This window comes from Pantoea sp. S-LA4 (genome assembly GCF_054482835.1).
Genome location: NZ_JBTLRC010000002.1, coordinates 2979215 through 3001364 on the forward strand (window position 1 = coordinate 2979215; position 22150 = coordinate 3001364).

The window sequence follows — 22150 nt, forward strand, 5'->3', positions numbered from 1 at the left end:
GCGGCTCAACGCAGAGCAAACTTTCTGTGTAATTAGCCAGTAAACTTATCTGCTGCCTGGCCTGCTATTCATCATCCTGATGTGCAGCCAGCACTGGTAAATACCAGCGCTGTGCCGCCTCAGTTATCTGGTGTAGCTGTGTCTCTTCCAGCACGCGACACAGGCGTTGCAGGTAGGGATCGCTGCCTTCACCCTCTACCTGATAACTGCCTGACCACGCCGTCAGCAGGCGATTACGCGCTTTAAGCTGGGTCGCCTCATCAGTCAGAAGTTGCTGGCTTTTTTTGTCATAGCTGGCCGTTAACCAGGCGCCGCCGCTTTTGTTAAGCAGCATCAGCGGCTGGCGCATACCGGCCAGGTAGCCCGCGACATAATCATTCAGCGCCGTGAGGGCCTCCTGCTGACTTACCGCCAGAAAGCACCAGCGACTGTGTTGCCGGCCATACATCCGGCTGCTGCCGGTTCCGCCCAGTGCGCAGTAGACCAGATGCTCCAGCCAGAGCAGCAGGCCGTCGTTCATGTTCAGCACACCTGGCCGCCAGCGCAATAGTCCGTCACTCTGCACCTGCGTCAGCCAGCCGGTCAGGCTGACCTGTTCCAGCTGCAGATTGACTTCCCAGCTCTCGCCTTCGCTGCGCTGGGTAACCACTTCTGCCGCCACTTCCTGCATCTCGTCACGCTGCGCCTGCCAGAACAGTTCACCAAACGCACCGTAAGGCAGATTACCCGCCGCACGGTGGTGCGCATAGAGCCGCTGGGTATCCTCCCCTTCCACCAGCGCATTCAGCAACTGCGCGTTAATCTGATAACGCTCCAGATTATCAAGAGCAAAGGGTTCGCTGTCGGGCAGTTCGTTCTCTTCCAGCCAGAAATTGACCCCGAGCCGTTGATGAAACCATGCCCGCACCGGATGGCGCCAGAAGCGCAGAAACGCCTCCAGCGTCAGCGTCTCAATCGTCGGTGCCGCCAGCGGCTGGACAAAATCGGGTTGTGGCTCTCCCGTTCCCTGCGCGGCCGGTAGCCATTCGCGGGCAAAGCTCTGCAGTCTGGCAGCTGGCTGGAAGTTATCGGCAGCAAACGGCATCCGGCTGTGCAGATGCTGCAGATGATCCCGCACCCGCGCCGCACTCTCATCCAGATCACGCTCTTCATCACCCTCCAGATAAAAACTCTGGCCGATATAGTCCAGCAGTTCTGTGACCAGCACCGACGGGTAGCGTTCCGTATTATCCTGAATAGCCCGCCCGATATAGCTGATGTAGAGCTGCTGCTGTGCAGAGATCAGCGCTTCCAGAAACAGATAACGGTCATCGTCACGGCGGCTGCGATCGCCTTTGCGTGACTTTTGTTGCATCAAATCAAAACCTAACGGCGCTAAGGTGCGCGGATAAACGCCATCATTCATCCCCAGCAGACAAACCACCTGGAACGGAATCGAACGCATCGGCATCAGGGTACAGAAGTTGATCTGTCCGGCAAGAAAACGCTGGCTGATACGCTGCTGATCCAGCCGGCTGCGGAGATCGTCACGCAGCAGGGTGACCGGTATCGCCTCTTCAAAGCGGGCGTCCATGCCATATTCAATCAGCGCCTGCCACTGCTCTTCAACCAGCAGCAACGCCGCTTCGGTCTCCGCATCCGGGCTGAAAAAGGCGTTCAGCAACTCGCGGCATAGCGGCAGCCAGGCCTGCAGCGGTCGTGGTTCGGCCAGCCGCTGCCGCCAGTGGTTAAGCCGCGACAACAGCTCCGCCAGATGCCCGGCCAGTTCGCCCACCAGGCCACTCGATTCGTCATACGGCAGAATGCCTTGCCAGTCACCGTTATGGCTTTCCATCGCATAGCCCAGCAGCATACGCTGCAGACCAAAGCGCCAGGTGTGCTGGCCGGTGATCGGTAATGACAGGGCTTCCACGCTGGCGTCATCCAGCCCCCAGCGCACCCCCGACTCACTGACCCAACGTCGCAGCAGGCGCAGACCGCTTTCATCAATGGCGAAATGGCTGGCCAGCGCCGGCACATCCAGCAGCGCCAGTACATCTTCTGAGACAAAGCGGCTATCCGGCAGCGCCAGCAGGTGCAGGAACGCGACAATCGCCGGATGTGCCTGGCTGGCGCGGCGATCTGAAATGGCAAAAGGTAAATAACGGTCCGCAGGTGCGTTGGCGAAAACGGCCTGAATAAAGGGCGCATAAGCGTCGATATCGGCCACCATGACAATAATGTCACGCGCTTTCAGCGCCGGGTTGGCCTCCATCAACGCTAACAGGTGATCCTGCAGCACTTCAACTTCACGCTGGGCACTGTGGCACACCTGTACCGCCACTGAGCGATCGGCGGGATCGAGCCGGCGTTTCTGATCGCTGTGCGCCAGTTCGGCGGCGTTCAGCCCGATGACCGCGTTGTCCTGCAGGTTGAGCAGATCGGACTGCAGGCAGTGCAGCAGATTGTCTTCTTCCACCTCAACAAAGGCGTCGATGTCGTCATTATCTTCCATCTGGCTGAGCAGAAAAAGATTGTCACGCCCCAGCTTGCCCCATGAGGCAAGCAGAGGGTTCGTCAGCTGTTGTTCACCCGCCTCATTGAAGAGCGCAGGCGCCTGTTCCACGTCACGGAACAGTCCGCGCTGTTCATCCGCGCCATGACGCCGACGCTGACGGCTTTGCAGCTTCGCCAGAAAGGCATAATCCTGAATATCGCCCCAGTAATCGCGGCAGGGATTGGTAAACAGCAGATGGATATCGATATGGCGTCCCAGCGCCTGCAACGCCTGAAGATAGACCGGTGGCAAGGCGGAGATGCCACAGATAAAGACCCGCTTCGGCAGATTTTCTGGCGTGTGCTGCGCCTGCTCCAGCGTCTGAATAAAACGCGCATAGAGGTTGGCACGATGCCATTTAGGCTGGCGCAGGGTTTCGGTATAGCTGACCAGATCGCGCCACAGCGCCGCCTGCCAGCGCTGCGCCTCGCCCAGTCCCTCAATGGTTTCACCGCGCTCCCAGCTGTTGAGCCAGTCGGCGCGATAGACCAGATACTGGTCAAACAGATCCGCCACCCGCGAGCTCAGCTGGAACAGTTTACGTTTGTCGCCATCGTCATGCAGGTAGTGGCGCAGCGAGATAAATTCCTCGTGCTCCAGCATTTCCGGCAGACGATGCATCAGCTTCCAGCTCATGCTGGCTTTGCTGAACGCGCTCTCTACCGGAATGTCGGGCAGCACCCGAACGAACATCTCCCAGATAAAGCTGGCCGGCAGTGGAAATTCGATGTTGGCGGCGATACCAAAGGTCTGGGCCAGCTCCATTTGCAGCCACTGCGCCATCCCCGGGCTTTGCACCAGCACCATCTCTGAGGCGAAAGGGTCATCCAGTGGATCATGTTTAATCACCGCAGCCGCCAGAATCTTCAGCACATCAAGCTGATTTGAGTGATAAACGTGAAACATGAAAACTCCTGTGGTAACTCAGAACATAACTGCGGTATTGCGGCCCGGTAACTCTACCGCGGATCGCGGTTGAAGCCCATCAAAAGGGCGTTTGCGACTGCGGTTTAACAGCGTAATCGCGTCAGGGTAGCCGTACGCTGCTGCGGCCCCTGGACATCGGCCCGTTCCTGCACACAGCCTGTCGGGCTGCTCTGGCGTTGCAGGGTGGAATGCCAGCCTGCGACCGCCTGCCCGACCAGACGTTGTTCCGCTACCCGCCACGCCTCGCGCTGCTCCCACTGCTGGCTGAACCCGCGAGCCAGCGCGCGATGATACTGTAAAAGCGCACTGCTGCTTAATGCCATTAACAGCAGAGCAAATAACGCTTCCGGCAGGCTGAATCCGCCGTTCTCAGAGACAGTCGCCTGGCCTGGTGAGCGGACAGTAGTCAATCCAGCCGTGCGGCAGCGCCTGAATCTGGCCCTGCTGGCGTGTGACCCACTGCCACACCGCGGTGCCACTGCCGCTGGCCTCACCTTTGAGCAGCCCTTTTCCATCTTCACCTCGCTGTAGACAACTGCGCCAGCCCTCGCCTTCGTTAAGCTGGCAACCGGCCGTTTCGCCCGCCGGCCAGCGTTGGGTTAAGCCCCATTGCAGGGCCGACTGCGCCCGCCAGAAATCCTGTATGAACTGCTGCTCGTCAGCCAGTAACAGCATCCCCTGCTCCAGCATTTTCCGGCTGGCATGCAGCGTCAGGCTGCCGATCACTAACAGCATTAACACCATGCCCAGCGTGCTGCTGCCCCGCTGCTTCACAGGTTTTCACCCTCTACCCAGCTTTCCACCGTTTCCAGCCAGCGTCCGGCTCGCCCCTGCAACCGTAACCGGATTAGCTTCTGCTGGCGGGTCACACTGAACTGCTCCAGCGTCAGGAAAGCCGGATCGGAGAGCCGTTCCCAGCCGCCAGAACCGCAGTCATCAACCCCACGCTGCATCTCCAGCTGTTGCAACCGCAGGCGATAGCCGTAGTGATCGCTGTCCGCCTGGTTAACGCCTTCCCACTGACCGTTGCTGTTCTCATCCCAGCGCAGCAGCAGACAGTTTTCACTGATTGTCAGCGCGCCGCTGCCACACTCGCCGTGGCAATAGCCGGCACGCCGCACCGCCTTTTCCAGCGTGGCCATGATCTGCTGAAGCTCCTGACGCAGCTGCGCCCGCTGCAACAATTCGACGTTTTCGCCCAGCAGCAGCGGCAAGAAACGTCCGGCGCTGACCATCAGCACCGCGCCAATCGCCATTGCGATCAGCATCTCCAGCAGGCTGAATCCGGCCGCTTTCAACGGCACGCCTCGTCTTCGGTAAAGCAAAAACGGATGCGCGCCCGGGCCGAAATAATCAGCCGCAGCCGGCCTGCGTCATTACCCAGCTCAAGGCTGCCTGCTCTGGCTACGTTGCGACGACCGTAAAAACCCGGCTCACCGCGTAATTCGTACAAGGTTACGTCAGAGTACGGTGCGACGAAATGCAGCCGCTTTCCTGCCTGACATGGCCCTGATGGCGGACTGCCGCTGCCAAGACACCAGGGTTGGCCCGCACGTGACCAGAGGATCAGGTCACGATTTTGCCGGAACGCCTGAGCACGCAGCCGCAACAGAAATCCCTGCAGCTGCTGGGCGGTATCGCGCAGCTGCTGCCGTTGCTGCCAGCGCTGCCAGCCGTGAAGTGCACCGAGGCTCAGGATGCCGGCGATCACCATCACCACCAGCAGTTCCGGCAGGGTAAAACCGCGTAACGGGTATCTTTTCATGGCGCTAGCGTGCCGGGTGATGAAAGCGGGAACAAGCGGGCTGTTGAGAGGCTGGAAACGACATCGCAGAGATAACGATCATCAGACATTCAGTGGCATGACGCTGCGAGCCGTGCCGCATATTTTTACCGCTCAGGCATAAAAAAAGCCCCGGCGTGCAGAGCATCACCGGGGCTTTTTCATTTGCATGGGTTAAATCGCGACCGGCGCCTTAATGGCCGGATGCGGATCGTAACCTTCAATGTCGAAATCATCGAACTGATAGTCAAACAACGAAGCGGGTTTACGCTTAATGACCAGCTTCGGCAGCGGACGCGGCTCGCGGGTCAGCTGCAGGCGCGCCTGCTCCAGATGGTTACTGTAGAGGTGGGTATCTCCGCCGGTCCAGACGAAGTCACCGACCTGCAGGTCGCACTGCTGCGCCACCATATGCACCAGCAGCGCATAACTGGCAATGTTGAACGGCAGACCCAGGAAGATGTCGCAGGAGCGCTGATAAAGCTGGCATGAGAGCTTGCCGTCAGCCACGTAGAACTGGAAGAAGGCGTGGCACGGTGCCAGCGCCATCTGATCCAGTTCACCCACGTTCCAGGCTGAGACGATGATCCGGCGTGAGTCAGGGTCGCGTTTCAGTTGCTCGATCACTTTGCTGATCTGGTCAATCTCTTCGCCGCTGGCGGTGCCCCAGCTACGCCACTGCTTGCCATAAACCGGGCCAAGATCGCCCTGTTCATCCGCCCACTCATCCCAGATTGAGACATTATTCTCCTTCAGGTAACCGATGTTGGTGTCACCTTTCAGGAACCACAGCAGCTCATGAATGATGGATCGGATATGGCATTTTTTCGTGGTGACCAGCGGAAACCCATCCTGCAGATTGAAACGCATCTGGTGACCAAAAATTGAAAGCGTGCCGGTTCCGGTACGGTCAGCTTTTGGCGTGCCTTCATTCAGCACATGTTGCATCAGGTCCAGATACTGTTTCATTTTTCCTCACGAAATTGTGGCTGTGGACGACGACGATAGGCCCAGATCATCATGGCAATACCGGCAATAATCATGGGGACGGAGAGAATCTGCCCCATACTGATTCCGCCTTCAAACAGGCCAAGCTGGGCATCCGGCTGGCGGAAGAACTCGACGATAATACGGAATGCGCCGTAACCGATCAGGAACAGGCCAGAGACGCTGCCCATCGGGCGCGGCTTACGAATAAACAGGTTAAGAATGATGAACAGCACCACCCCTTCAAGAATCAGTTCATAAAGCTGCGAAGGATGACGTGGCAGCACGCCGTAGGTATTGAGCAGCGCCTGATATTGTGGGTTGGTGGCGGCCAGCGCGACATCTTCGCTGCGTGAGCCTGGGAACAGCATGGCAAACGGGAACCCCGGATCGACACGGCCCCACAGCTCGCCGTTAATGAAGTTGCCAAGACGGCCTGCACCGAGACCAAACGGGATCAGCGGGGCGATGAAATCAGCCACCTGGAAGAAATGGCGTTTAGTGCGGCGAGCAAAGACCAGCATCACCACTATCACCCCAATCAGGCCACCGTGGAATGACATGCCGCCATCCCAGACTTTGAACAGATAGAGCGGATTTTCCAGGAACAGCGGTAAATTGTAGAACAGCACGTAACCGATACGGCCGCCAAGGAACACGCCGAGGAAACCGGCATACAGCAGGTTTTCCACTTCCTCTTTTTTCCAGCCGCTGCCGGGCTTGTTGGCGCGACGCACCGCCAGCCACATGGCGAAAACAAAGCCGACCAGATACATCAGACCGTACCAGTGCAGCGAAACCGGTCCGATAGAGAAGATCACCGGATCGAACTGCGGAAATGCAATATAGCCGTTATTCATCATTCACCGTCTATTCTTCGGCCCTGAAAAAAGGGCGTTAACAGGCACATAAATTAAGGCTGCGCATCATAGCACAGCCGGTTTTGTCAGTTGACGCCGAAATGTAAATGCGGATAACGCTTAGCGGCCTCCGCGGATCAGACCGCCCAGTCCACGCCGCTCCATAAAGGTAGAGACCAGATGGCGAACCTCGGTAGCGGTATGCGCATTCATTCCCTGTTCACTGAGCTTCTGCGCTTCTTCCTGATCCAGATGGCGCAGCAGGTATTTCACGCGCGGCACATTTTTACCGTTCATGCTGAGATGGTGATACCCCATCCCCACCAGCAGCGCGACACACATCGGATCGCCTGCCATTTCACCACACAGGCAGAGTTCAAGATTGGCCTGACGGGCTTCGCGGGCGATAGCGTGCAGGGCGCGCAGCATCGCCGGGTGCAGCGAGTCGTAGAGATTGGCCACGCGGGTGTTATTGCGGTCCACCGCCAGCAGATACTGGGTCAGATCGTTGGTGCCGACCGAGACAAAGTCGACGCGCGACGCCAGATGCGGGATCATAAACAGCATCGACGGCACTTCAATCATGATACCGATGCGCGGCGTGGGGATGGTGTAGCCCAGCATCTCTTCCACTTCGCGACCGGCACGATCGATCAGCCGTTTCGCCTCGTCGATTTCGTCGATATGACTGATCATCGGCAACAGAATACTGAGGTTGCCGGAGGCCGCATTCGCCCGCAGCATGGCACGCACCTGGACCAGGAAAATTTCCGGCTGGTCGAGCGTCAGGCGGATACCGCGCCAGCCCAGGCAGGGATTCTCTTCACTGATCGGCATGTAGGGCAGCTGTTTATCCGCGCCCACATCAAGGGTGCGCAGCGTGACCGGCTTGTTGTGAAACAGCTGCAACATGCCCTGATACTGTGCCACCTGTTCCTCTTCTGACGGGAAGCCGTTCTGCAGCATAAATGGGATTTCGGTGCGATAGAGGCCGATGCCGTCAACCCAGCTGCCGAGCGCCTGTTCATGCTCCGGACTTAATCCGGCGTTCAGCATCACCTGCACCCGCTCGCCGCTTTTCAGCTCACCGGGTTGATCGACGACCCCTTCGGCCGTTTTGCTCAGCGCGTTCTCTTCGCTGATCAGCCGCTGATACTCCTGCACCAGCACCGGTTCGGGATCGATTAACAGCTCGCCACGGTAACCATCGACGATCAGCAGCCGCTTATTCAGCTGATGCGGCAGGATATCAGCACCCATGACCGTCGGGATACCCATGGCACGCGTCAGGATCGCCGCATGGGAGTTAGCGGCACCGTCGCGCACCACCACCCCAGCCAGCCGCTCGTGCGGCAGCTCCGCCAGCGAGGTGGCAGTCAGTTCATCCGCCACCAGCACAAACCGCTCCGGCCAGGCGTTGGTGCCGACCAGCGAATCATCGAGATGGAATAACAGACGCTGACCCAGCACGCGCAGATCACCCGCGCGTTCCCGCAGATAGCTGTCGGTCAGGCTGGCGAACTGTTCGGCAAACTTCTCGATCACCTGTTTAACCGCCCACTCCGCCACCGATCCGCGTTCGATCTCATCGAACAGATCTTTCTTCAGACGGGCATCGGTTAACAGGTGGGAATAGAGGTCAAAGATCGCCGCGCTCTCTTTCTGCACGCTGGCACTGAAACGCTTGCTGAAACGGCGAAATTCGCTGGCGGCTTCGCTCATGGCGAGCGACAGGCGTTCACGCTCACGCTGAACATCCAGCGTTGAGGCCGCGGAGACCTGATCGAGCAGCGGCTGCGTCTCATCGACCCAGCCCGGTGCTACCGCCACGCCTGGCGCGGCGGCGATGGCGCGTATCCGGGTCTGACGGAACTGACCAAACAGCTGCCCCATCTGGGATTGCGACAGCAGCGCCGCCATCTGCGTGGCCAGCGTGACCAGAAACGACTCTTCGCTCTCATCAAACTGACGATGTTCACGCTGCTGTACCACCAGCACGCCCAGTAGCTGGCGACGGCTGATGATTGGCACGCCGAGGAAGGAGCGATAGCGCTCCTCTTTCACCGCGGGGATATATTTAAAACTGGGATGACTTTGCGCGTCGGCGAGGTTGATCGGCTCGGCCAGACGACCGACTAAACCGACGATGCCTTCGTCGAACGCCAGCGTCACGGTGCGGCCACGCGGCTTTTTCAGGCCGCGCGTCGCCATCAGGTAATAGCAGCGACGATCGTGATCGGCGAGGTAAACGGAACAGACTTCCGTTTCCATCGCCAGACAGATCTCATTGACCAGAATGTCGAGTGCTTCATTCAGACGCGGCGCACTCGCCACTTTTTCTACAATTTCGCGCAACTGAGTGAGCATAAAGGGCGTGGCCTATCCTCTCTTACGTCGATGGGCAGGATTGTTTCGCTGCCCCGCACTCTCCTGCATAGACATCACCACGCCAGCGAATTCCTTCATCACCCGACGGTAGACGTCGCGTTTGAAGGAGACAACCTGACGCACCGGATACCAGAAGCTCACCCAGCGCCAGCCGTCAAACTCAGGCGTGCTGCTGTGCTGCACATTGATATCCGCGTCATTAGACATTAACTGCAGAAGAAACCACTTTTGTTTCTGGCCGATACATACCGGCTTTGTGTCCCAACGCACCAAACGTTTTGGCAACTTGTAGCGCAACCAGTTACGGGTAGATGCAAGTATTCGAACATCTTTACGGTGTAACCCCACTTCTTCGAACAGTTCGCGATACATCGCCTGTTCAGCGGTTTCACCGGGATTGATGCCTCCCTGAGGAAATTGCCAGGAGTGCTGTCCAAAGCGCCTGGCCCATAACACTTGTCCCTGCCTGTTACAAATTACGATACCAACATTCGGGCGGTAGCCATCATCATCGATCACCGGACTACCTCAAAGCTAAATTTGAATAGGCTGATTGTTTCACACTCCTTACAGGCGGTAAACCACTGGATTCACGGGGTGTTAAGCGTAAAACTCCGGGATAACTCACAGAGAAGCCGCTAGTTATGAACAATCCCCTTCAGAAAAATCGATCTTATTCACCTTTTCTGTGGATAGCTTTGTGCAGAACGCGGGAGTTAACTGAATAACCTTGCTGAACGTTTCAGGCAGATGAAAAATCCATTATTCCATATCAGGTTGATTATAATAGATAAAATTGAAGAATAAACAAATTATCACGGCGATTAACCCCCGACAAAACTGTCCACTCTTTACAGTTGGATGAATTTTAATCGCTTAGCAGGTTATCCACAACAGATCGCTCAGCCTTAGGTCAGAGCGGTGAAATTAGCGTCAAAAACGGCAAAGTCAAGGCTGTAAATGGAACCAGTACCGCACAGGCTGGCGGGTTATCCCACTTTTCTGTGGATAACCGGGTATGAGATCCTGTTCATTGTTGCGAGTAAGTTGGGATAACCTGCAAGCACCCCTTTCATTGCCCGCGAGATCCGCTGAAAAAAGCACGATCTATCATGTTATTATCCTCACTCAGCGCAGTGAATTGTTCAGTTAACCCCACTGCGCAACATCCTGTGCAAATTTTAAGCAACATGAGTAATCACCATGAGCCACCTGCCAGCACCGCCTGAAGATGAAGCTATCCTGCTGGCCCGGGCGCAGGCGTTAGCCGGATTAACGCTGGAAACGCTGGCCGATCGGGCCGGTCTGACGATGCCTCCCGACCTGAAACGCGATAAAGGCTGGGTCGGTATGCTGCTGGAACTGCTGCTCGGGGCCAGTGCCGGCAGCAAAGCCGAGCAGGACTTCGCCCATCTCGGTATTGAGCTAAAAACCATTCCGATTGATGCCACAGGGAAACCGCTGGAAACCACCTTTGTCTGCGTTGCCCCGCTTACCGGTAACAGTGGCGTTACCTGGCTGACCAGCCACGTACGTCACAAACTGGCGCGGGTGTTGTGGATCCCGGTCGAAGGCCAGCGTGATATTCCGCTGCGGCAGCGTCGGGTCGGGGCACCGCTGTTATGGAGCCCGAACGCAGAAGAAGATGAGATGCTGCGTCAGGACTGGGAAGAGTTGATGGATATGATTGTGCTGGGTCAGGTAGATCAGATCACCGCCCGCCACGGCGCCTGGCTGCAGATCCGTCCCAAAGCCGCCAACAGTAAAGCGCTGACCGAAGGGATTGGCGATCAGGGTCAACCGATCCTAACCTTACCGCGCGGCTTTTACCTGAAGAAGAGTTTTACCGGACCGCTGCTGGCGCGCCACTTTCTGCTGTAGCAATGACATTCTCACCTGACGTGGCGCAATTTTGTGGGAGAGAAGCAAATTCAGTGCGTATAATCCCCGTTTAATTTTCGTTTAGGATTGAATGTAGGTATGTTTGAGTGGATTGCCGATCCCAACGCCTGGCTGGCACTGGGAACCCTGACCATCCTTGAGGTGGTGCTGGGTATTGATAACATTATTTTCCTGTCGTTAGTGGTCGCTAAACTGCCTAAGCACCAGCAAGCCAGCGCACGCCGCATCGGTTTACTGGGCGCGATGTTAATGCGTCTGGGACTGCTGGCCTCTATCGCCTGGGTGGCCAGACTGACCAATCCGCTGTTTACGCTGATGGACCACGCCTTCTCTGCCCGCGATCTGATTCTGCTGTTCGGTGGTCTGTTCCTGCTGTGGAAATCGAGCATGGAGATCCACGAAACCATCGAAGGTAACGAAGCGGAACAGAAATCCAACGTCCATTCGTTCCTCGGCGCGATCGTACAGATCATGCTGCTGGATATTATTTTCAGCCTCGACTCGGTGATTACCGCCATCGGCCTCTCCGATCATCTGTTTATCATGATGGCGGCGGTAGTGATCGCAGTGCTGATGATGATGTTCGCTGCCCGCAGCATTGGTGAGTTTGTTGAGCGCCATCCGTCGGTGAAAATGCTGGCGTTAGCTTTCCTGATTCTGGTCGGTTTCACCCTGATTCTGGAGAGTTTCGCGGTTCATGTACCAAAAGGTTACATTTATTTTGCCATGTTCTTCTCAATGGCGGTTGAGTGCCTTAACCTGATGCGCGGTAAGAAGAAAACCGCATAGAAATGTCAAGGGCGAGCGTGCTCGCCCGCAAATTTTCAGATTCCTACGATTAACCCGGCCGGCAAAACAATTTATTACTACACTTTTTGCAGTCGATGATGTGTGGAGATGAGGCGTAATGAAAGGATGGGCAGGTGTAGCAATTGTGGCGCTAACCGCAGCGATGTTAAGCGGATGCAGTTCAGATTATGTGATGGCAACTAAAGATGGCCGGATGATTATGACCGAAGGTAAGCCGACCATTGATAAAGAAACCGGGCTGGTGCAGTACACCGATCAGTCGGGTCACGCAGTACAGATTAACGGCGATGAGGTCTCGACCATCATTGAACGCTAAGTGCGAAATTGACTCGCCTGCCGCATCTTCCCCGCTGGCAGGCGTTTTCCCCGACTTTTCCCCCTTCCTTCCCCGCCATTGCTCGCGCTATAGTCCCTGAGGAGACAACATTCCATTCCATAAAGAAAAGGAAGCTGGCAATGCACTATCATCGTATTCCCCATAGCACGCTGGAAGTGAGTCAGCTGGGGTTGGGCACCATGACGTTTGGCGAACAGAACAGTGAAGCCGACGCCCATGCTCAGCTGGATTTGGCTATTCGTTCCGGCATTAACTTTATTGATACTGCCGAAATGTATCCGGTGCCACCGCGCCCGGAAACCCAGGGTCTGACCGAACAGTACATTGGCAGCTGGCTGAAACAGCGCGGCAGCCGTGACAAAATCATTCTGGCCAGCAAGGTGTCGGGCCCGTCGCGCGGTAACGATGCGTCGATTCGCCCTAACATGGCACTGGACCGCAAGAACATCCGCGAAGCGCTGGATGCCAGCCTGAAACGCCTGAATACCGACTATATCGATCTCTATCAGCTGCACTGGCCGCAACGTCAGACCAACTATTTTGGCAAGCTGGGCTATCAGTACAGTGAAACCACCGCCCAGGTGACGCTGCTGGAGACGCTGGAAGCGCTGACCGAACAGGTGCGCGCCGGTAAGATTCGCTATATCGGGGTGTCGAATGAAACCGCATGGGGCGTGATGCGCTATCTGCAACTGGCGGAAAAGCATGAACTGCCGCGCATCATCAGCATTCAGAATCCCTACAGCCTGCTGAACCGCAGCTTTGAAGTGGGTCTGGCCGAGATCAGTCAGCATGAAGGGGTTGAGCTGCTGGCTTACTCCAGCCTGGCGTTTGGCACCCTGAGCGGTAAGTACCTGAATGGCGCGCAGCCTGCCGGTGCCCGCAACACGCTGTTCAGTCGCTTTACCCGCTACAGCGGCGAGCAGTCGCAACAGGCGGTTGCCGAGTATGTGGCGTTAGCCCGCCAGCACCAGATTGATCCGTCACAGATGGCACTGGCTTACGTGCGTCAGCAGCCGTTTGTCGCCAGCACCCTGCTCGGCGCGACCACGCTGGAGCAGTTGCAGACCAACATTGACAGCTTCAATCTGACATTAAATGCTGAGATCCTGGAAGGCATAGAGGCGATCCACCGTCGTTATACCTATCCGGCTCCCTGAATCAGCCCGTGCCGGTCGCCAATAGCGCGGCTGGCACCCTTTACAGAGGGCGGGAATAGAGCATCACAGGCTTGTCGGGATATTCCAGCGCCTCGCCCTGAGGCTGCCAGCCAAAACGTTCGTAATAGCCGCTGAAGGTTGACCACAACCACAACCGCGAATATCCCTGCGCCTGAGCGTGCTGAATCACCCGCTGCTGCAGCGCTTCACTCACGCCTTTGCCGCGCGCGGACCTATCCACATAAAGGGCCGCCAGCCACGGGAAGAGATCCTGACGGCTGATCAGATCACAGCGCCAGAAGCCCACCGTACCTATCGCATTGCCCGCCTCCACGGCGACAAACGTCACCGGAAAATCGCTTCCGCTCAGGCTGCTGGCGACAATGCTGGCGAAGAAGTCACGGCTGTCAGGATCGCCGAAAGCCCGCCACTGCCATTCGGTAATCTGATCGGCAAACTGAGGCACGGCGCTAAGCGGCACTATCTTCATTAATGACTCTCCACTACATCAGCTTTCCCTGAAAGATCGGTACTGAATCAAACAGATAACCGTCGAAGTCAGGCGCATCCGCATCGGAGAGCTCCAGCAGCGTATTTTTAACATTCTCAAGGTGCTGCCAGGTGGCCTGCCATGCGCCCATCACATCGCGACGGCGCAGAGCGGCCAGAATGGTCTGGTGATCGCCCAGCCACTTCAGGCGATAGGCGCGGGTTTCAAACTGGGGACGCAGCTGCTGCCACAGCGGGCTGCTGTCGTGATGTCGCCAGATGCTGGTCACGGTGTCGAGCAGCATCTGATTCTGACTGGCTCCCGCCAGCAACAGATGAAATAACTTGTCGTTATCCTGACTGCTGTCATTGGCGGCGATGGCACGCTGCTCCTGCTCCAGCGTGCGGCGCAGGTTTTCGATGTCCGCCTTGGTCGCCATTTTAGCGGCAAAGGCGGCGATATTGCTCTCCAGTAGCTGACGCGCCTGCAGCATTTCAAACGGGCCAACATCGCTGCGGAAAAAAGCCTCTTCTTCATCGTCGCTGGCGGACGGAATACGCATCACGTAGACGCCGGAACTCTGGCGAATATCCACCGTGCCTTCCAGCTCCAGCATCAATAACGCCTCGCGCACGATGGTCCGGCTGACGCCCCAGGTTTCAGCCAGCTGACGTTCAGGCGGCAGGCGCGATCCCACCGGATAATGTCCGTCGCTGATTTGCTGGCGCAGATGCTGACCAATTTCCTGATACTGCTTTTTTTCTTGCGGCGCTTCGGCTTTGTCCACGCTTTCACCCTTTGCAATCAATGCGCTAACGGCATTGCCGCCGTTCCCTGCGCGACAATGCCCGCGAGCCGGAGAAGATGGCTCGCAAACTGTGCCTCAGTGTATCAAAGCCAGCGCCTGATCGAGTACCTTTGCGCCATTCAGGGTGCCGTAAGCGACGGTATCAATCACCGCAATCGGCAGCTGATAGCTGTCGGTCAGTTTTTTATTCTCTTCCAGTTTAAAGCGCACCTGCGGCCCCAGCAGCACCGCCACCACTTCGCTGCCGTAATTTTGCAACTCCTCACGCAGATTCTGTTCGGGGATGGCGTAGATCTGAAAAGATAATCCGCGCGCGGCGGCCTCTTTTTCCATTCTTGTCACCACCATTGATGTCGACATGCCTGCGGCACAGGCCAGAACAATACGTTTCATTCTCGCTTCCTCGGGTTATTTGGTTACTTAGGCTCATCATCAAGCCACAGGGTAAATTGCTGGTTATCGCGCAGTGCCCGGAACCAGTGGGCGGACTTTTTCATCCGGCGCTGACGCTGGTTCTCCAGGTCGATTTCAATCAGGCCATAGCGGTTTTTGAAGGCGTTCATCGGCGAGACATTGTCGGTGAAGGCCCACAGCATATAGCCCTGACAGTTGATGCCCGCCTGTTGCGCGCGGATCGCCTGATGCAGATGCTCGCTGATAAAGTGGATGCGGTAGTCGTCCTGAATTTCCCCCTCTGCGTTTTTGAACAGCGCTTCGTTCTCGACGCCCATGCCGCTCTCGGCGACAAACCACGGAATGTTGCCGTACTCATCGCGCATTCGCTGCGCCATATCCCAGATGATTTCCGGCTGAATTTCCCAGCCGCGCGAAGAGTTCATCCGCCGGCCCGGCAACTCAAAGTGCTCGTAATACCAAGCGGGATGGAACGGCGTTTCCGGATGCCAGGCTCGGGACGGGGCTTTTACGCGGTGCGGATAGTAAAGATTAAGCCCGACCTCATCGACGGTATTGCCAGCGATGATCGCCAGCTCTTCCGGCGTTGCTTCCCACTCAATCTGATGTTTATCCAGCAGTGCCAGCAGCTCCGCCGGATAGGTGCCTTTAATAGCCGGATCGAGAAATACCCGGTTATAGAACAGGTCATAAATATGCGCCGCCTTCTGGTCATGCGGGGCTGACGAGCGCGGATAGGTGACTTCCGGGTTGAGGATGGTACCGATGCGACCGGCATAGCCCGCCTGGCGGAACAGCTGCACCACCCGGGCGGTGGCCAGATTTTTATGGTGGTTCCACTGCATCCACTTATGGGTGTTCTGCTCATAGGGCCAGCGCAGCGCATCGAGATAGACGCGGGTCTGCACCACAATCGGCTCGTTAAACACAAACCAGCGCGTCACCCGTCCGGCATAGCGTTTAAACACCTGTTCGACGTAACGGATAAACAGCTCAACCACATGCTTTGACTGCCAGCCGCCATACTGCTCCAGCAGCGTGGCGGGCAGCTCGTAATGCTCCAGGCAGAGCATCAGTTCAATCCCCTGGCGCTGCATCTCGTCAATCAGCCGGTCATAGTAAGCGGCGTACTCTTCGTCCACCGTGGCCGTTTCATAGTCGGTGAGAAAACGCGACCAGTTGATCGAGGTACGATAGTGTGTCAGCCCGCTGGCTTTCATCAGCGCCACATCTTCTTCAAAACGGTTAATAAAATCGGTGGCGACGGCCGGGCCATAGCCGTTATGCCAGACGTGCCGATCCTGCTGATACCAGGCGTCTGGCCAGGAGTCCTGCCCCACTTTTTTCCCGCTCCAGCCCTCGGTTTGCCAGGCTGAAGCAGCAGCACCGAGAATAAAATTTTGCGGGATCTGAATCAGCTGGCGACTCATAACACCTCCGGTCGGTTCGGGGTCAGTTCAGGTTGTGAATTTTGCGCTTCGGCAGCATCGGCGCGGCGGGCAGCCACTTTGACAAACGGCAGGTAGATCAGCACCGATACCAGAATGCAGATGATCTGAGTCACGACCGCGCCCATCGATCCCGCCGTCGAGAGCCAGGCGTTAATGATCGGTGGCGTGGTCCACGGCACCATCACCACCGCTTTGCCGGCGAATCCCATCACCGTGGCGAAATAGCCGATGGAACCGGTCACCAGCGGCGTAATGATGAACGGGATCGCCAAGATCGGGTTGAGCATAATCGGCATACCAAAGATCACCGGTTCATTGATATTGAAGATGCCGGGGCCGAAGGAGAGTTTGGCGATTTCACGCATCTCCTTGCGCCGCGTTGCCAGCATCACCGCCGTCAACAGGCCGATGGTGAGGCCGGAACCGCCGATGCTCATGTAAACATCCCAGAACGGCATGGTGATGATATTTGGCGCCTCTTTGCCCTGCTCAAAGGCGGTCATATTGACCATAATCGCCCCCAGCAGCAGCGGTTCACGAATCGGTTTCACCATCTGATTGCCGTGAATGCCAATGACCCAGAACAGCTGGGCAACGAACATCAGAATCAGAATCCCCCACAGGCTCTGCACCACCGACTCCAGCGGTTGCTGCACCACCTGATAGACCGCGTCATACAGATACATGCCGCTAACGCGATGGAAAACAAAGCCAAAGGTGGCCACCAGCGTCACGGTGATAATCGACGGGATCAGCGCCGAAAAAGAGGCGGCAACGTTGGGCGGCACGGTATCAGGCATCTTAATTTTCAGCCGCTCAACCTGTTCGAGACGGCAATAAATCTCGACCGACAGAATGGCGATAAACATGCCGAGAAACAGGCTTTTGGTATCTGAAAACTGCTTCGCCAGCACATCGGTGACCAGATGCATCTGACCGTCGACCATCATCTGTAAGGTGGTCGGCGTCACGGAGACAAAACAGATGACCGCCAGCAGGCCAGGGAACAAGGTTTTGATGCCGTTGATACGGCCCAGCTCAATCCCAATCAGGAACACCGCGCCAATGTTAAGAAAGCTCAGCGTGGCATAGTTAATACTGCTGGTGATCGGTTTCAGATCGGCTAAAAAACTCAGCGCGGCGAAGCTGGCGAGGCCATTTTTACTGTCCAGCACCATGTTTGAAATCAGCACCGAGAAGGCGCCGACGATGATCACCGGCATCAGGGTAATGAACGAGGCTTTGATCGCCATGATGTAGCGGTAGCTGTTGAAGCGGGTGGCAAAGCTGCCCAGCGAATCGATAAGGCGGTCCTGTAGAGACATGGGTCAACCCTCAGAGATGTAAGATTGGCATTCCAGTAGTCGTGGCTATCTTCCCTGTTAGTGGCATACCAAAATGACGATTCTCCCCGTTTCTTTCTGTGACAAAGCTCCCGGAAACGTTTTTTGGCATTCCAGTAAGATTAAAAAAGCCAATTTGGCATACCAATAACGGAGGTCGTATGGATTTCGAACAAACCATGATGGAATTGCTGATCAATGCCGGGGAAGCCCGATCGTCAGCGATGATGGCGATCCAGTGCGCTCGCCAGCGTGACTGGTCAGGTGCCGACGCGGCGCTGGCCGCCTCCGATGCCGCAGCAAAAGAAGCGCATAAGGTTCAGACGCAGTTGATTGGCGCGGATGAAGGCAGCGGCAAGTTACCGGTGACGCTGATCCTGGTGCATGCACAGGATCATTTAATGAATGCGATGTTGTGTCGCGATCTGGCGGAGGAGATGGTGATGCTGCGTAAAGAGCTGTTTAACTGACAGGCGGCATTTGCTGCCGCCTGTGCGGCCGGTCAGACCTCTTCCAGCGCCAGTAATTCCTGGATGGTCTGCGCGCGGCGGATCTCGCGCGGTTGCCCCTGTTCGAACAGCACTTCCGGGATCAGGGGACGGCTGTTGTAATTGGATGACATCGACGCGCCATACGCGCCGGTGTCATGAAACACCAGATAATCGCCGACCTGCGCCGCCGGAATAGCACGGGTATCGACTTTGCCGCCTTCCAGCTGGGTAAAGACATCGCCCGATTCGCACAGTGGACCGGCGACCACCGTGTCGATAGTCTGCAGCTCATCAATCGCCCGCTCATCGCCCGCCATCAGCGAGATATGGTGATAGCTGCCGTACATCGACGGGCGCATTAAATCACTGAAACCGGCGTCGACCAGCACAAAGTGACGGCTGCCCATCTCTTTCACCGCCCTCACCTGCGACACCAGCACGCCCGACTCGGCCACCAGGAAACGACCCGGCTCAATTTCCAGTTTGACGTCATGACCCAGGTGCTGCGCAATACGCTGGCGCGCGGCATCCCACAAACCAAAATAGTGATCGGTATCGATCGCCTCTTCACCGTAGCGATAGGGAATCGACAATCCGCCGCCCGCTGAGATCGCGGTCAGATCCTGACCGAACTCCACCACCAGACTGACCATCGCATCACATACCTGTTGCAGATGGGCGTAATCAACGCCGGAACCGATATGCATATGAATGCCCACCAGTCGCAGGCCATATTGCTGGATTGCCGCCAGCGCTAAGGCCAGATCCCCGTGCCAGATACCGTGCTTGCTGTTTTCACCGCCGGTATTGGTTTTCTGACTGTGGCCGTGGCCGAAACCGGGGTTAACCCGCAGCCATACCGCATGGCCCGGCGAGACAGCCCCCAGCTGATGCAGCATATCGACGGAACCGGCATTAACCGGCACCTTCAGCGCCGCAATCCGCGCCAGCGTGGGCTGATCAAACAGGTCAGCAGTAAACACGATCTCGTCACCACCCGGCTGGTATCCCGCCACCAGCGCACGTTCTATTTCGCCCAGCGAGACCGAATCAACCTTAACGCCCGCCGCCCGCATCAGGCGCAGGATATGGATATTTGAGCAGGATTTCTGGGCAAAGCGCACCACATCAAACGCCTGCAACTGGGTGATGCGCGCCTGAATGATTTCGGCATCGTAGGCCCAGAACGGCCCCGCATAGCGGCGTGCCAGCGGCAGCAGGTTAGTGGCGTTGAGCGCGGTTTCAGTGGTCTGTAAGGAACGGGGCATAAGGATTCTCCTGTGGCGATAACCCCATTAAGCCAGAATCGTGCTATAGCGAAAAATATCTGTTTTAATAGCATCTATGCATAATTGATATGGGATGGCAGTGTGGCGAACATCAACTGGCGACACATTGAAATTTTTCACGCGGTGATGACCAGCGGTAACCTGACGCAGGCCGCGACGCTGCTGCACACCTCGCAGCCGACGGTGAGCCGGGAGCTGGCGCGGCTGGAGCAGCAGCTCGGACTGCAGCTGTTTGGCCGGGTGCGCGGACGTCTGCAACCAACGGTGCAGGGGCTGCGGCTGTTTGAGGAAGTGCAGCGTTCCTGGTATGGGCTGGATCGCATCATGGAGGCGGCGGATAACCTGCGGCAGTTTCGTCAGGGCGAGCTTTCGGTTGCCTGTTTACCGGTGTTTTCGCAGTCGCTGCTGCCACCGCTGTGTCAGCCTTTTTTGCAGCGCTATCCGGATGTCAGTCTGAATGTGATCCCGCAGGAGTCGCCGCTGCTGGAGGAGTGGCTGTCGGCGCAGCGCTATGACCTCGGTTTAACCGAAACCCAGCATGCACCGGCCGGTACCGATCGTTATGCGCTGTTAACCTGCGATGAGGTCTGTGTGTTGCCGCAGCAGCATCCTCTTAGTCAGCGTGCCGTACTGACGCCGCAGGATTTTGCCGGTGAGAATTATGTCAGTCTGTCGCGCACCGACAGTTATCGCCAGCTGCTTGATGCGCTGTTTCATGAACAGGAAGTGGATCGACGTCTGGTGCTGGAAACCCACAGCGCCGCGTCGGTGTGCGCTATGGTCAGAGCGGGAGTCGGCATTTCAATCGTCAATCCGCTGACGGCGCTCGATTATGCCGACAGCGGTGTGGTGATGCGGCGGTTCAGCGTGTCGGTGCCCTTTACTGTTAGCCTGGTCCGGCCGCATCACCGCCCCGCCTCGGCGCTGGTCGATGCGTTCGTCAGCCATCTGCAACAACAGGTGGCTGACTTTCCGGCGCGCATCGCCGCACGCCTGGTTTAAGCGCGCACCGCAGAAGCCGCGCCACCCGATTTGCGGAAGGTGATCAGGCAGACCAGCAGACCGATCACCGCCAGCGCCGCGGCGGCAACCGGTACCGCCGTCAGGCCGTAACCCCGGCCAATCACCGCCCCGCCGACCCAGGCACCCAGCGCATTACCGACGTTGAACGCGGAAATATTCAGGGTCGAGACCAGATTCGGGGCCTCTTTACCGTGACGCACCACGTTAATCTGCAGGCCTGGCACGGTGGCAAAGGTTGCCATCGCCCACAGGAACAGGGTGATCTCTGCCAGCCACAGCGCGTGGCTGGTCCAGCTGAACAGCAGCGAGAAAATCGCAATCAGGGAGAAGCTGAGGATCAGGCTGAAGGAGACTTTCCAGTCCGCCATTTTACCGCCCAGAATATTGCCGACCGTCAGGCCCGCGCCAATCAGGAACAGCGTCCAGCTGACGCCGCGATCGCTGATCCCGGTCACTTCTAACAGCAGCGGCGCGATATAGCTGAACAGCGCAAACATCGCCGCGGCAAAAAATACCGTCATCAGCAGCGACAGCCACAGTTTACCGTTAGCCAGCGCGCTCACTTCACTGGCGAGATCGACCGGTTTTTCCTGTTTGTTATCTGGCAGGCTGACAATCAGGGCGATGAAAGCCAGCACGCCGATAACCGCCACGCCCCAGAAGGTCGCGCGCCAGCCGAACAGCTGACCAAACCAGGTGCCCAATGGCACGCCCAGTACGTTAGCCAGCGTCAGCCCGGTAAACATCAGAGCCACGGCAGACGCCTGACGTCCCGGCGCCACCAGACTGGCCGCCACCACAGCACCAATGCCAAAGAAGGCGCCGTGGCACAGCGCGGTCACGATACGTGCCAGCATCAGCAGGTTATAGTTGTAGGCCAGCGCACACAGCAGATTGCCTACGATGAAGATCACCATTAACAGCATCAGCGTTTTTTTACGCGGCAGCCTGGCGGTCAGCAGCGCCATAATCGGTGCGCCAATCGCGACGCCTAACGCATAACCGCTGATTAACCAGCCTGCTGACGGAATCGACACCTGAAGATCGCCTGCCACATCCGGCAGCAGGCCCATAATGACAAACTCGGTGGTGCCGATGGCGAACGCACTCAGCGCCAGCGCCAGTAACGCTACAGGCATAACATTTCTCCC

Annotated in this window: 22 protein-coding genes; 6 read left to right on the top strand and 16 right to left on the bottom strand. The window is 57.2% G+C overall.

Translation table 11 applies throughout. The annotated features are described in order from the left end of the window. Positions 1–64 precede the first annotated feature (64 nt). The 9 genes from recC to rppH form a co-directional block, all read right to left on the bottom strand. On the bottom strand, positions 65–3442 hold the full coding sequence (gene recC / locus ACX3P5_RS14790; protein ID WP_336756415.1) for an exodeoxyribonuclease V subunit gamma: 3378 nt from the start codon (positions 3440–3442) through the stop codon (positions 65–67). A 104-nt stretch (positions 3443–3546) separates the two neighbouring features. Beyond that, positions 3547–3873: a prepilin-type N-terminal cleavage/methylation domain-containing protein gene (locus ACX3P5_RS14795; RefSeq protein WP_458968927.1), complete on the bottom strand. Its 327-nt coding sequence runs from the start codon at positions 3871–3873 to the stop codon at positions 3547–3549. Then, on the bottom strand, positions 3833–4237 hold the full coding sequence (locus ACX3P5_RS14800; RefSeq protein WP_233987243.1) for a DUF2509 family protein: 405 nt from the start codon (positions 4235–4237) through the stop codon (positions 3833–3835). The genes ACX3P5_RS14795 and ACX3P5_RS14800 overlap by 41 nt, the downstream gene beginning before the upstream one ends. Continuing rightward, positions 4234–4761 carry a prepilin peptidase-dependent protein gene (locus ACX3P5_RS14805; protein ID WP_458969189.1) on the bottom strand — a complete coding sequence of 176 codons (528 nt, stop codon included), beginning with the start codon at positions 4759–4761 and terminating at the stop codon, positions 4234–4236. Before ACX3P5_RS14805 ends, ACX3P5_RS14800 begins: the two co-directional genes overlap by 4 nt. After that, positions 4758–5228, bottom strand: coding sequence for a prepilin-type N-terminal cleavage/methylation domain-containing protein (locus ACX3P5_RS14810; protein WP_233987242.1), 471 nt, complete (start codon positions 5226–5228; stop codon positions 4758–4760). The genes ACX3P5_RS14805 and ACX3P5_RS14810 overlap by 4 nt, the downstream gene beginning before the upstream one ends. A gap of 192 nt (positions 5229–5420) precedes the next feature. Beyond that, positions 5421–6215: a thymidylate synthase gene (thyA, locus tag ACX3P5_RS14815; RefSeq protein WP_233987241.1), complete on the bottom strand. Its 795-nt coding sequence runs from the start codon at positions 6213–6215 to the stop codon at positions 5421–5423. Beyond that, positions 6212–7093 (bottom strand): prolipoprotein diacylglyceryl transferase, encoded by an 882-nt coding sequence (gene lgt / locus ACX3P5_RS14820; RefSeq protein WP_094120945.1) that lies wholly within the window; start codon positions 7091–7093, stop codon positions 6212–6214. The genes thyA and lgt overlap by 4 nt, the downstream gene beginning before the upstream one ends. 120 nt (positions 7094–7213) lie before the next feature. After that, positions 7214–9460 (bottom strand): phosphoenolpyruvate--protein phosphotransferase, encoded by a 2247-nt coding sequence (ptsP, locus tag ACX3P5_RS14825; protein WP_336756421.1) that lies wholly within the window; start codon positions 9458–9460, stop codon positions 7214–7216. Between the two features lie 12 nt (positions 9461–9472). Further along, positions 9473–10000 carry an RNA pyrophosphohydrolase gene (gene rppH, locus ACX3P5_RS14830; RefSeq protein WP_031376193.1) on the bottom strand — a complete coding sequence of 176 codons (528 nt, stop codon included), beginning with the start codon at positions 9998–10000 and terminating at the stop codon, positions 9473–9475. Positions 10001–10684: 684 nt separating this feature from the next. Between rppH and mutH the strand changes: the two genes are divergently transcribed. The 4 genes from mutH to ACX3P5_RS14850 all read left to right on the top strand — a co-directional run bounded on the left by mutH (position 10685) and on the right by ACX3P5_RS14850 (position 13690). Then, entirely contained in the window at positions 10685–11362 is a 678-nt protein-coding gene (mutH, locus tag ACX3P5_RS14835) for a DNA mismatch repair endonuclease MutH (RefSeq protein ID WP_233987239.1), read from the top strand. Between the two features lie 99 nt (positions 11363–11461). After that, positions 11462–12172, top strand: coding sequence for a TerC family protein (locus ACX3P5_RS14840; RefSeq protein ID WP_458968928.1), 711 nt, complete (start codon positions 11462–11464; stop codon positions 12170–12172). 118 nt (positions 12173–12290) lie between these two features. After that, entirely contained in the window at positions 12291–12509 is a 219-nt protein-coding gene (locus tag ACX3P5_RS14845) for a YgdI/YgdR family lipoprotein (RefSeq protein WP_233987237.1), read from the top strand. 140 nt (positions 12510–12649) lie between these two features. Next, positions 12650–13690, top strand: a complete 1041-nt coding sequence (locus ACX3P5_RS14850; protein ID WP_233987236.1) for an NADP(H)-dependent aldo-keto reductase — start codon at positions 12650–12652, stop codon at positions 13688–13690. Positions 13691–13730: 40 nt separating this feature from the next. On the opposite strand, the gene ACX3P5_RS14855 is transcribed toward ACX3P5_RS14850, so the two are convergent. The 5 genes from ACX3P5_RS14855 to ACX3P5_RS14875 all read right to left on the bottom strand — a co-directional run bounded on the left by ACX3P5_RS14855 (position 13731) and on the right by ACX3P5_RS14875 (position 18178). Further along, positions 13731–14180, bottom strand: a complete 450-nt coding sequence (locus ACX3P5_RS14855; RefSeq protein ID WP_233987235.1) for a GNAT family N-acetyltransferase — start codon at positions 14178–14180, stop codon at positions 13731–13733. 13 nt (positions 14181–14193) lie between these two features. Then, the gene (locus ACX3P5_RS14860) at positions 14194–14967 is read right to left on the bottom strand and encodes an FCD domain-containing protein (RefSeq protein ID WP_033733824.1); all 774 of its coding nucleotides are present in this window, start codon (positions 14965–14967) and stop codon (positions 14194–14196) included. A gap of 96 nt (positions 14968–15063) precedes the next feature. Then, positions 15064–15381, bottom strand: coding sequence for a PTS sugar transporter subunit IIB (locus tag ACX3P5_RS14865; protein ID WP_233987234.1), 318 nt, complete (start codon positions 15379–15381; stop codon positions 15064–15066). A gap of 23 nt (positions 15382–15404) precedes the next feature. Beyond that, positions 15405–16832: a glycoside hydrolase family 1 protein gene (locus tag ACX3P5_RS14870; protein ID WP_458968929.1), complete on the bottom strand. Its 1428-nt coding sequence runs from the start codon at positions 16830–16832 to the stop codon at positions 15405–15407. Continuing rightward, a complete protein-coding gene (locus ACX3P5_RS14875; RefSeq protein ID WP_336756430.1) occupies positions 16829–18178 on the bottom strand; it encodes a PTS sugar transporter subunit IIC in 1350 nt (449 codons plus the stop codon). The genes ACX3P5_RS14870 and ACX3P5_RS14875 overlap by 4 nt, the downstream gene beginning before the upstream one ends. Before the next feature lie 179 nt (positions 18179–18357). Between ACX3P5_RS14875 and ACX3P5_RS14880 the strand changes: the two genes are divergently transcribed. Then, positions 18358–18666, top strand: coding sequence for a PTS lactose/cellobiose transporter subunit IIA (locus ACX3P5_RS14880; RefSeq protein ID WP_233987231.1), 309 nt, complete (start codon positions 18358–18360; stop codon positions 18664–18666). A gap of 32 nt (positions 18667–18698) precedes the next feature. On the opposite strand, the gene lysA is transcribed toward ACX3P5_RS14880, so the two are convergent. Further along, positions 18699–19955 carry a diaminopimelate decarboxylase gene (lysA, locus tag ACX3P5_RS14885; protein ID WP_458968930.1) on the bottom strand — a complete coding sequence of 419 codons (1257 nt, stop codon included), beginning with the start codon at positions 19953–19955 and terminating at the stop codon, positions 18699–18701. 102 nt (positions 19956–20057) lie between these two features. On the opposite strand from lysA, the gene ACX3P5_RS14890 reads away from it, so the two are divergent. Then, positions 20058–20978: a LysR family transcriptional regulator gene (locus tag ACX3P5_RS14890; RefSeq protein WP_233987229.1), complete on the top strand. Its 921-nt coding sequence runs from the start codon at positions 20058–20060 to the stop codon at positions 20976–20978. On the opposite strand, the gene ACX3P5_RS14895 is transcribed toward ACX3P5_RS14890, so the two are convergent. Then, the gene (locus tag ACX3P5_RS14895; RefSeq protein WP_458968931.1) at positions 20975–22138 is read right to left on the bottom strand and encodes an MFS transporter; all 1164 of its coding nucleotides are present in this window, start codon (positions 22136–22138) and stop codon (positions 20975–20977) included. The two genes, ACX3P5_RS14890 and ACX3P5_RS14895, sit on opposite strands and share 4 nt — an antisense overlap. Positions 22139–22150: the final 12 nt, after the last annotated feature.